Source organism: Citrobacter sp. Awk 2 (assembly GCF_028069815.1).
In the GTDB taxonomy this organism is placed as follows: domain Bacteria; phylum Pseudomonadota; class Gammaproteobacteria; order Enterobacterales; family Enterobacteriaceae; genus Citrobacter.
This window is the reverse complement of the sequence record NZ_JANEWL010000132.1, coordinates 1-10,006: the sequence shown is the minus strand read 5'-3', so window position 1 is coordinate 10,006 and position 10,006 is coordinate 1. Positions and strand designations below refer to the sequence as shown.

General features: G+C 46.3%; 11 protein-coding genes. 7 read left to right on the top strand and 4 right to left on the bottom strand.

Going from position 1 to position 10,006, the window contains the following annotated elements; translation table 11 throughout:
* Positions 1-16: 16 nt before the first annotated feature.
* The 3 genes from NNO02_RS21410 to NNO02_RS21400 are packed head-to-tail and all read right to left on the bottom strand — an operon-like array spanning position 17 to position 2,269.
* On the bottom strand, positions 17-592 hold the full coding sequence (locus NNO02_RS21410; protein WP_271455687.1) for a substrate binding domain-containing protein: 576 nt from the start codon (positions 590-592) through the stop codon (positions 17-19).
* A complete protein-coding gene (locus NNO02_RS21405; protein ID WP_271455686.1) occupies positions 544-912 on the bottom strand; it encodes a LysR family transcriptional regulator in 369 nt (122 codons plus the stop codon). Before NNO02_RS21405 ends, NNO02_RS21410 begins: the two co-directional genes overlap by 49 nt.
* 22 nt (positions 913-934) lie before the next feature.
* Positions 935-2,269, bottom strand: a complete 1,335-nt coding sequence (locus NNO02_RS21400) for an aminotransferase-like domain-containing protein (RefSeq protein WP_271455685.1) — start codon at positions 2,267-2,269, stop codon at positions 935-937.
* Positions 2,270-2,379: 110 nt separating this feature from the next.
* Here NNO02_RS21400 and NNO02_RS21395 point away from each other — a divergent pair, with 110 nt between their 5' ends.
* The 6 genes from NNO02_RS21395 (at position 2,380) to NNO02_RS21370 (ending at position 7,760) form a co-directional block, all read left to right on the top strand.
* Positions 2,380-3,270 (top strand): DMT family transporter, encoded by an 891-nt coding sequence (locus NNO02_RS21395; RefSeq protein WP_023218541.1) that lies wholly within the window; start codon positions 2,380-2,382, stop codon positions 3,268-3,270.
* A 64-nt stretch (positions 3,271-3,334) separates the two neighbouring features.
* Positions 3,335-4,228, top strand: coding sequence for a dihydrodipicolinate synthase family protein (locus NNO02_RS21390; RefSeq protein ID WP_271455684.1), 894 nt, complete (start codon positions 3,335-3,337; stop codon positions 4,226-4,228).
* A gap of 111 nt (positions 4,229-4,339) precedes the next feature.
* A complete protein-coding gene (locus NNO02_RS21385) occupies positions 4,340-5,596 on the top strand; it encodes a pyridoxal phosphate-dependent aminotransferase (RefSeq protein ID WP_024147363.1) in 1,257 nt (418 codons plus the stop codon).
* A gap of 14 nt (positions 5,597-5,610) precedes the next feature.
* Positions 5,611-6,087 (top strand): MFS transporter, encoded by a 477-nt coding sequence (locus NNO02_RS21380; RefSeq protein WP_271455683.1) that lies wholly within the window; start codon positions 5,611-5,613, stop codon positions 6,085-6,087.
* Positions 6,088-6,204: 117 nt separating this feature from the next.
* Positions 6,205-6,804 carry an MFS transporter gene (locus NNO02_RS21375; RefSeq protein ID WP_271455682.1) on the top strand — a complete coding sequence of 200 codons (600 nt, stop codon included), beginning with the start codon at positions 6,205-6,207 and terminating at the stop codon, positions 6,802-6,804.
* Positions 6,805-6,854: 50 nt separating this feature from the next.
* A complete protein-coding gene (locus tag NNO02_RS21370) occupies positions 6,855-7,760 on the top strand; it encodes a helix-turn-helix domain-containing protein (protein WP_271455681.1) in 906 nt (301 codons plus the stop codon).
* Between the two features lie 32 nt (positions 7,761-7,792).
* Here NNO02_RS21370 and NNO02_RS21365 read toward each other — a convergent pair whose 3' ends face one another.
* Positions 7,793-8,752, bottom strand: coding sequence for an alcohol dehydrogenase catalytic domain-containing protein (locus tag NNO02_RS21365; RefSeq protein ID WP_271455680.1), 960 nt, complete (start codon positions 8,750-8,752; stop codon positions 7,793-7,795).
* Positions 8,753-9,079: 327 nt separating this feature from the next.
* On the opposite strand from NNO02_RS21365, the gene NNO02_RS21360 reads away from it, so the two are divergent.
* Positions 9,080-9,568 (top strand): GlcG/HbpS family heme-binding protein, encoded by a 489-nt coding sequence (locus tag NNO02_RS21360; RefSeq protein WP_271455679.1) that lies wholly within the window; start codon positions 9,080-9,082, stop codon positions 9,566-9,568.
* The last annotated feature ends 438 nt before the right edge of the window (positions 9,569-10,006 follow it).

The following is a 10,006-nucleotide window of genomic DNA, read 5'->3' as shown; positions in this document are numbered from 1 at the left end:
GTAGAAATATTATTATTTATTCATACAGATGTAAAAAATCAGTAAATGACTGAAGTATTGGATTATTTTGTTTACGACGAATGCTGACTGCATACAGGATATGGGATACTCCGGATTCAAAATCACACAGTACCTGTTGCAACCTCCCATTATTCAGATAGGCTCTGACAAGATAATCTGGCAAGCATGCAACACCTTCATTCATCAGAACACTTTGCAGAAGAAATAGGCTTGAGTTACTTGAAATATGTGTTGGAACAACTAACCGGTTCACTGTACCTGTATCTTTTTGTATGAAGGACCATTTTCCGTCGTCCATCATCCGTGGATATACTAGACACCGATGGTATAAGAGATTTTCGGGTGATTTGATTGGGGGTTCTGCGGATAGATATTTCTGAGATGCATAGTAATGCCAGTGAATAGTTCTGATTCTGTCAGCAAAGTAAAAACTCGATTCCACCTGATTGGTCACGCGCAGTGCAAGATCAAACTCTTCTTCATGTAAATTGATTAACCTATCATCGAGGTGAATATCAAAGTTTACGTGAGGATTTTTTTCTGATATGCCGCAATTATTGGTTGCAGCCAACTACAACCCAGAGCGAGTGAGCAAGTTAGCTTCAGTGTGCCCACAGTGGGATCGCTAAACTGCCTGACGCTTTCAATTATGTTATCTGCTTCATTAAGCAAATGGCTCGCTTTTTCATAGACAAGCTTGCCCGCCTCAGTAAGAGTTACGCTCCGGGTTGTTCTGTTGACAAGCGCTGTTCCAAATACATCTTCCAACTGGGCTAAACCTTTACTGACAGATGACGGCGTCAGTCCCAGATCTCTTGCCGCATTTGACAGATTTCCCGTTTCGGCAATTTTGACGAACATATTCAGTTGGGCGAAATTTGTCTTTTTCATATTTAAATCCTGATGTTGGTATTCAACGATATCGCTCGTTCTCAACTGCTTCACGCACTTTAAGCAAAGCTTTCTGGAGGTTTTCGACAGTGACGGAGCCTAATGCGATTCGTATAGCCTGAGGGACTGTCTGTGTAGTGCAGAAAGGCGTAGCCGTGGAAACCGATATATTACTGTCCATCAGAACTTTAACGACCCGATCAGCCCGTGATTCATCAGGAAGTGGCAACCAGGCAAAATAGGAGCCGGGATGTGTAATACAGGGGATATCGCCCATGGATATCCTGAGCACAGCCTGTCTCTGACGTGCATCTTGTCGTTTCAGTTCTTCAAAGCGTGCGACGGTCCCATCCTGTATCCAGTTACACACAAGCGTTGTCATTACTGAAGGTGTATTCCAGGTCGTTGCACGAACTGCTCTTTCCAGAGCAGGCCGGTATGCTTCAGGGCACACAACCGCCCCCACTCGCAGACCAGTGGCCACATTTTTGGAATATCCAGTGACGTAGACCGTGCGTTCTGGCGCGTAAAACGCGACCGGAGGTGGGGGCCGGCGTATGAGGTAGGAATAGGCTGTATCTTCAATAATCAGCAGGTCGTGCGCCCGCGCAATAGCCGAAAGCTCTTTCCTTTGGCTATGTGTAAGCACCCAACCCAACGGGTTGTGCATGGTAGGCATGGTGTAAACGGCTCTGACATGTCTTTTCTTGCATAACTGTTTGAGTGCAACATAATCCGGGCCGTCAGCCAGTGACGGGATTGCGATAAGCTCAAGGTGAAATAGTTCGGCCAGTGCTTTGAAACCTGGATAGGTAAGGGCATCCACTGCCACTACGTCTCCCGGCCTTAACAATCCCATAGCTGTAATCGTTAACCCGTGCTGTGCACCATTCACAATTACCACATTGTCTGCCGCCGGTTTAAACCCTCTCCCAGAAAGATGACCTGCAATGATCTCCCTTTCAGCAGGCCTGCCTGCATGGGGCTGATATCGTAGGTGCGATTCAATGTCCCCAACAGTAGATACCTGCCGAAGGGCGTCACGAAGGAGTTCGCCCTGCCCAGGCAGGGAGGGATAATTGAAATTGAGATCCAGTACATCCGTGGCAACAGCATGCTGATCTATGCCATGACCGTAAGGTAACGAGATTTCCCTGACAAACGTCCCACGCCCGGTTTCTCCACTAACAAGACCCATTGCTTCCAGTTCGCTATAAACCCTTGTCGCGGTTGCGAGAGAAATATGTTCCTGAGCAGAAAGATCCCGGTGAGTCGGCAAACGCGTACCAGCCAAAATTTTACCGCTGCGTATCATCTCAGCAAATTTGTCCACGATAGCTTTGTAGCGTGCTTTCATCAAATGTATCCATGACAATAATTTGATTGTATCAGGTTTGTGAGATTACCATTCGTGCAACAAATGCTCAAGCCTGCGGGCAAAATGTAGATGTAGAGAGTGAGGTTACTTTGGTTAATTCAGTCGTAAATAAAACAGATCCCAGTTCAATATCCGGTTGGGTCAATGGCTTGTTAGGAGTCGTAATTTTTAGTGGCTCTTTACCTGCCACGCGCGTCGCCGTCCTTGATATGGACCCTTTTTTCCTGACATTTCTCCGTGCGACCATTGCCGGAATACTGGCTATATTGTTGATCTTCGGTTTTAGAGAAAAGCGCCCGCAAGCCTCACAAATTGTTCCATTGATCATTGTGTCTCTAGGCGTTGTTATTGGTTTTCCTTTACTGACTGCTATGGCTTTACAGCACGTTACCTCTGCTCACTCAATAGTGTTCCTGGGTCTTCTTCCACTGACAACCGCTATTTTTGGAGTCCTACGCGGTGGTGAACGCCCTAAACTGGCCTTCTGGATTTTCTCAGTGATCGGCAGCTTGCTCGTTGTAGGGTTCGCTTTCTCGCAAAGCGCCTCCGTTTCACTTATCGGCGATCTATTAATGTTGGCGGCGGTGATTGCCTGTGGCTTGGGATATGCAGAAGGCGCAAAACTGACTCGCATTCTGGGGGGCTGGCAGGTTATCAGTTGGGCACTGATCATTTCACTGCCTTTCATGCTGATAGCAACCATTCTTACAATGCCTGCGACCTTCTCTGGGATCGGTATTTCCGCCTGGGTCTCGCTGGGATATGTATCGCTTTTCAGCATGCTGATCGGCTTTATCTTTTGGTACAAAGGGCTGGCAATTGGTGGTATCGCTGCCGTCGGCCAGCTACAGCTTCTGCAACCTTTCTTCGGGCTTGGTCTGTCAGCCACTCTCCTTCATGAAACAGTCAGTCCTATGATGGTACTCATCACACTGGGAGTCATTATGTGTGTCATAGGCTCTCGTAAGTTCGCCCGGTAGGAAAATATCCCCGGATGCTGTACTGGTCCCAGGGAGCCATTATTTCTTTTAAAAGGAATCAAGCATGTTTAAAGGTCTGAGTGCATTCCCTCTTACGCCCCTTGTAGATGGTGAAATAGAAGAAACATCGTTTGTATCGTTGATTGAGAACCTGGTAGACGCAGGGGTAAATTCCATCGGTGCGCTAGGTTCCACAGGGAACTATGCTTATCTGACCCGTGAACAACGCTTCAGGGCGACCCGGCTGGCAGTGAGTGCAGCGGCAGATATTCCGGTGATGACTAGTATTGGTAATGTCAGCACCGAAGAAGTATTAAGGCTCGCGGAGGATGCACAAAAAGCCGGTGTAAGTGGCGTACTGCTGGCCCCTGTCTCTTATCAAAAACTCACAGCGGACGAAGTTTTCCGCCTTTATGACAGAGTCACAGCAGAGCTGTCTGTCCCACTCTGTATATACGATAACGCAGCAACCACGGGATTCGAATTTACCGATGAACTGTTGATTGCGCTCTCTTACCTAAACAACGTTGGCTCAATAAAACTTGGGGATTTACCTGCGGACTGGAGTGCTGCTTTGAAGCGTGTTGGCAGTCTTAAAAACAGGGTAGATGAAGGCGTTACAGTCGGGATCAGCGGCGACGCACAATCTGCCTCAGGTATGATTGCAGGATGTGATGTCTGGTATTCAGTCCTTGGAGGATTGTTCCCTAACTATTCCATGAGCCTCACCTTGGCTGCACTGAGCAGAGACGAAAGCGAGACACATCAGCTCAATACAGCGCTTGAACCCCTTTGGGTATTTTACCGCCGTCACGGCAGTCTTAGAGTGATCGCAACAGCTGCTGAGATCCTTGGGGCAGTTCCATCTCCTTGCCTCCCTTTCCCTCTACAAACACTTATAGGCCAAGAACGCTCGGCGCTGGAAAGGACACTGGAACGCTTAGATTTCCTGGCATGATTTTTTGGAGGTCTCGTTTTGCAGCAACAACCAACAGCCCGATTTTGCGGGCTGTTGAATTACATCCTTATTCCAACAACATTATTTCATTCGGGACAGAGAATTAGCCTTTTGAAAAAAATAACTAAGTCTACAAAACTGAATCACGTCCTCTACGATATTCGCGGTCCCATTATGGATAAAGCGCGACAAATGGAAGAGGAAGGACAGAAAATCATCAAACTAAATATCGGAAATCTGGCTGTATTTGGATTCGATGCACCGGAAGAAGTGCAGCAGGACATGATCCGTCACCTTCCCCAGTCGGCGGGATACTCTGATAGTAAAGGGAATTTCACCGCGCGCAAAGCTGTGATGCACTATACACAACTGCAAGGGATCAAGGATGTGGCTATTGATGACATCTATCTGGGAAATGGTGCATCCGAACTCATAGCAATGGCCACAAATGCATTGCTGGACAACGGTGATGAGCTACTTATCCCTACTCCGGATTATCCCCTATGGACCGCTGTCACCAGCCTTTCCGGCGGTGAGCCTGTTCACTATATGTGTGATGAAGACAACGGCTGGATCCCCGACCTGAACGATATCCGCCAGAAAATCACACCCAAGACCAAAGGTATTGTGGTCATCAATCCGAACAATCCGACAGGTGTGATTTATCCGGTTGAGGTGCTACTCGGGATAGTTGAACTCGCGCGTGAACATGGCCTCGTTATTTTGTCAGATGAAGTCTACGACAAAATCCTCTACGACAATGCCAAACACACGGCGCTTGCCAGCCTGACATCCGAGGTACTCATCCTGACTTTTAATTCTCTGTCAAAAAGTTACAGAGCCTGTGGTTATCGTGCAGGCTGGCTGGTTGTTTCGGGCAATAAGGGGCTGGCAAGGGATTACATTGAAGGGCTTAACATGCTGGCGAATATGAAATTGTGCGCCAACGTACCGGGTCAGTGGGCAATCCAAACAGCACTTGGAGGTCATCAAAGCATTGATGAATTGGTATCTGAAGGCGGGAGGCTTCGCCGTCAGCGTGATCTGGCTTATGAACTCATTACCGCAATTCCGGGCGTATCCTGTGTTAAGCCATCAGCAGCATTATATATGTTCCCTAAACTGGATCCCGACATTTACCCCATCAAGAATGACCGCGAATTCTTTCTGGAATTGCTGGAGGAAACCCGTGTCATGCTTGTTCAGGGGACAGGGTTTAACTGGCCGCATTCTGACCATTTTCGCATCGTATTCCTGCCTTATGAAGATGACTTACGTGTCGCACTCCAACGCATTGCATGTTTTCTGGCAAGACAGCGAGAGAAATTTTCAATGGCAAAAATAATAAATCAGGGGTCCAAGGATTAAAAGGGGGAAATAGTATGGGCGAAATAGATAGCATACAGATCCGCAATGTGTCTGCTGTTTCAGCAGCTCATATGCTAAGCCATTTCTGTATTCTGGCAATACCTGTGATGATACCTGTTATCACAATGAAAACGGATGTTAGTTATCTTCAACTCGGTACTGGTATTGCGATTTTCAATCTTGTGACAGCCCTCTTACAAATATATGCCGGAATTCTGGTTGATAAATACAATCCAAAAACATTTCTTCTTTACGCGATATTACTCTCCTCAGCTAGTTTTTCCCTGATCGCTTTCCAATTTAACCTGCATTTTTATTATCTTGCGATGATAATCGCGGGTGTGGCAAATGCAGCATACCACCCCTGCAATTATGCTTTACTCAGTCAAAATATTCGTACGGAAAACAAAGGTCGTATTTTTTCTATCCACACTTGCTCAGGGTTCCTGGGGGGGGGCTTTAGCACCTATTGTCCTCGTTTTTATCGCTGAAAAATATGGTCTCAGGCTGCTTTTCTGGTTGTTTCAGTATTGAGCGTAGGTATATTTTTGTTCGTATCATACTCTCTCAAAGGTGCTACGCACTCAGAACAAGGATTAAGGCCTAAAGTGCAGCAGTTTCGCCAGCCAGACTCAACTGATGGCAGCCTGCAAGCTTATGGTCTGGCTCGCCTTTTCTCCTTCTTTTTTCTTCTTGGAATCTGCATTAGTGCAATTGAAAAATTTTTCGTTGCCTCATTGGTTAATGGACATGGTTACAACCTAGAAATCGCAAATATGTCTCTAACAGGCTTTCTTTTTTCAACCGTCGCCGGGGTGATTGCAGGGGGAATACTTGCAGACAAAATAACCAATCATGACAATTTTGTCGGCGCGATGTTTTGCTGTGCAACATTGTGTCTCTCTCTGATCGCGCTTATGAAGAACAGCGAGCCAGGCCTTGTTTTACTCATGATTACTTGCGGAATGTTTATTGGCGCAGTTTCACCTTCAAGAGACATACTCGTAACGAAATTGAGTCCCAAGGGGAGTCACGGACGTATGTTTGGTATAGTTTCTACTGGTTTCAACGCTGGAAATATCATAGGTCCCGTTTTTTTCGGATGGTTAATGGACAGAGGCTCTTTCAATATAGTCATATGGCTTACAGCACTTGCAACCGCTTTACCCGCGTTACTTCTCAAAAAATTCAGGAGGACTTCTGCTTAATGTTATATAAAGTGAAGTAACCTGTAATTATGGCTACAAAGGAAAAATATATGAAAGACTTGCTGGCTCGTATCGAAGCTACTGCCGGAGTGTTAAATTCACAAAGCGGCAGTACGGGAACAATTCTGCCCTACATGTACATACACAGGTTCAATACGAAGCATGTTCCTATTCCCGATCCTGGCGATCCATTTTTGTATATAGTTATCAGAGGCCGCCTCCAGTTTTTCAATGCAAATGGCATCAATGAATGCAGGCAGGGGCAATATTTTATCTCCCCTGTCGATGTCCCCACTTCTGGCGTTTTCCCGGAAGCAAAGGAATCGACGTCATTTTTAGCCGTTTCAGTAAATTTTTCCCTGGCTGATATCATTGGCGTAATTCTGGATACGGAAGGTGATGCTCCTTTTGAACATACCGTAGGCAAGGAAGATAACGAAGATCCTGAAAACACAGAGCATGTGCTTTCCATTCTGGATCGTATGCTGTCATTAGGTCTCAAACCTTCAACTGTGGGCTTCATGAGTAATCATCTTAAACGGGAACTGATGTTTGCCATCCTTAACGGTCGTTTTGGCGATTCGTTACTTAAAGGTGTTATGAATATACAAAATGCCGGGGATATTTATCAGATAAACAGCTGGATAAAACAGAACTTCCGCGATGTTTTTAGTGTTCAGGACCTTGCAGATAAAACGCAGATGAGCATTTCACGCTTTCACCAAAAGTTCAAAACGGCAGTCGGAATGGGACCGCTTCAGTGCCAGAAACAATTAAGGCTAAGTGAAGCAAGAAGGCTTATGCTGGTAAACGATTTGTCGGTCACTGAAGCCGGAATGGAAGTAGGCTATGAAAGTCTTTCACAATTTATACGTGACTATCGCCGTCAGTTCGGAATGACCCCTCTTAAAGATATTCAGCAACTACGTAGCGCCATTAAAAAACAGCCTGACTAAAGTCAGGCTGTTGGAGGACGCATCTTCAATTCTCAGCCTTTCATACTAAGAACTGCCCGGAAGTGGGTTTTGGCTGCCATCATTTTTTCAAATGCTTCTTTTGCGCGCTCCAGAGGGAAAACCTCGATCATGGGACGGACATCAGTCAGTACGCTGAATTTGATGGCCGCTTCCATTTCATTAATGTCAGTGAATGTGCCTTTTACTGCATTAGGTCCCATCAGGAAGTCCATCGCGGACCAGTCAAGTTTTTCATCTGAAACGGCAGCAATAATCAGTTCGCCATCTTTACCCAGACCTTTGATCAAGGGATTAATGACACTAGCAACTGGTGCAGTCGCGATTATAACTTTAGCACCTCCCATGGCCTGCAGTGCAGCTGTAGCATCAGTAGTATCGGTGTCAATATATTCATGAGCACCTAACTCACGAGACAACACTTCTTTATCCGTTCCGCGTGAAATTGCTACGGTACGGAAACCAGATTTTTTAGCGTACTGAATGGCCAGATGCCCCAGACCTCCAACGCCAGAAATAGCAACCAGGTCTCCTGGACGAGCCTTACTATTACGTAGCGCGCTGAAAACGGTCTCGCCAGCGCAGAGTAACGGAGCAGCTTCAGTAGATGAGAGATCGTCAGGAATTAAAATAAGACCGTCTTCAAAGGCTACCATGTATTCCGCATAGCCCCCATCAATTGTCAGGGCAGTTGTATGTCCGTGACCGCCATGCCAACCCGCTCCAACGCGTTCACCTGATTTCCATTTTGAAGCACCCGGACCTGTTTTCTCAACAATACCAACGACTTCATGCCCAGGAATTCGTGGGAAAGAAGAAGACATACCTTCGCTGACTTTGGCATCACCGTGACAGACACCACAGGCTTCAACCCTAATCAGAACCTGACCTTCATGTGGTTCAGGGATGTCGATCTCAACGAGAGTCATAGGCTCGCCTTTTGCCAGAACCTGGATCGCTTTCATTTTTGTCATGTCAGGGTTTCTCCTGTTTCGAGTGTTTAAAGACGGGCTGATTAACAATTCATCAGATACCGAAGTGGAACTCATTTTAGAGGGACGCTTTCTTAGAGGCTTGCCCGAAACAGTGAAAAAAAGACACGATCCTGTTTACGTCTTTCATCGCCGCTAGTGCGAGACACAGATATTAAGCAGGCAACAGAAACGTATTAAAAAACGCGATGATTGAGCAAGTAATAAGGCATCAGTTGGTCTGATAATAACCACCTGAAACGGCATAGCAGTCATCTAACACAATACAAACTGTAGAGCCGATATCTACTATTTTTATTAGGAATCAATATGTTAAATCTAAAAAGTGCTTTAATGGTGTTGTCTTTGTCTCTAACAAGTGCTTTAAGTTACGCCCAGGACGCATCAGTGCTGAGTCCTCAACTCATAAACGCTATGAGCACGGCGGCGCACGATGAGGCGCTTAAGCTTGGGGTAGATATCAGCTTTTCTGTTGTGGATGAAAAAGGATGGCCACTATTTTTCCAACGCTACGATAACGCCATGCTGCTGACCACAGTTCTGGTGCCTAAAAAGGCTTACACTTCCGCAATTACTCGTATGCCTTCGGGTGAACTGGAAAAACTGACCGCGCCGGGTGCGCCACTGTATGGCATTAACACAGCTGATCCAAAACTGATCCTGATTGCCGGTGGGTATCCGCTGACTTACAAAGGCAAGCTGGTTGGAGCACTAGGGGTTGGCGGTGGCAGCTGGGAACAGGATGAGCAGATGGGACAGGCAGCACTCAAAGCATTTAAAACCGCTGTAGATAAATGACCTGCTGGTTATGATTTTTTCTCCCGGCCGGTTCTGGGCCGGGAAGACTTTCCATGACTCTGCTACTAACAGTCTTATAAGTGTCTATTTTTTAAAGCCATGAAAAAACTGGCATTTTTATTTTGTATTACTCCTTCAACCTTTCTTCGGATTGGGCCTGTCAGCCACACTGTTATTACCGTGGAAAGATTTTGCTGCCAGCCTGGAGGAAACCCCCAATTGTCCACTGTCACCTCCCTACACGGCTAGCAGCTTCGTCAGCTGACCTTCCACGCCGCTTTCAGATCACTGATTCTAGGAACACCTCTGGTTTCTGACTGGCTATTAGTCGATCCGCTGGGCCGTGACTTCCGAACACTCAGCTAAACATTTAGCGATACTGCATGAAGTGGATTACTGAATAATGACTAATTAGGTTGAAATTTAAAGTAAAAACAG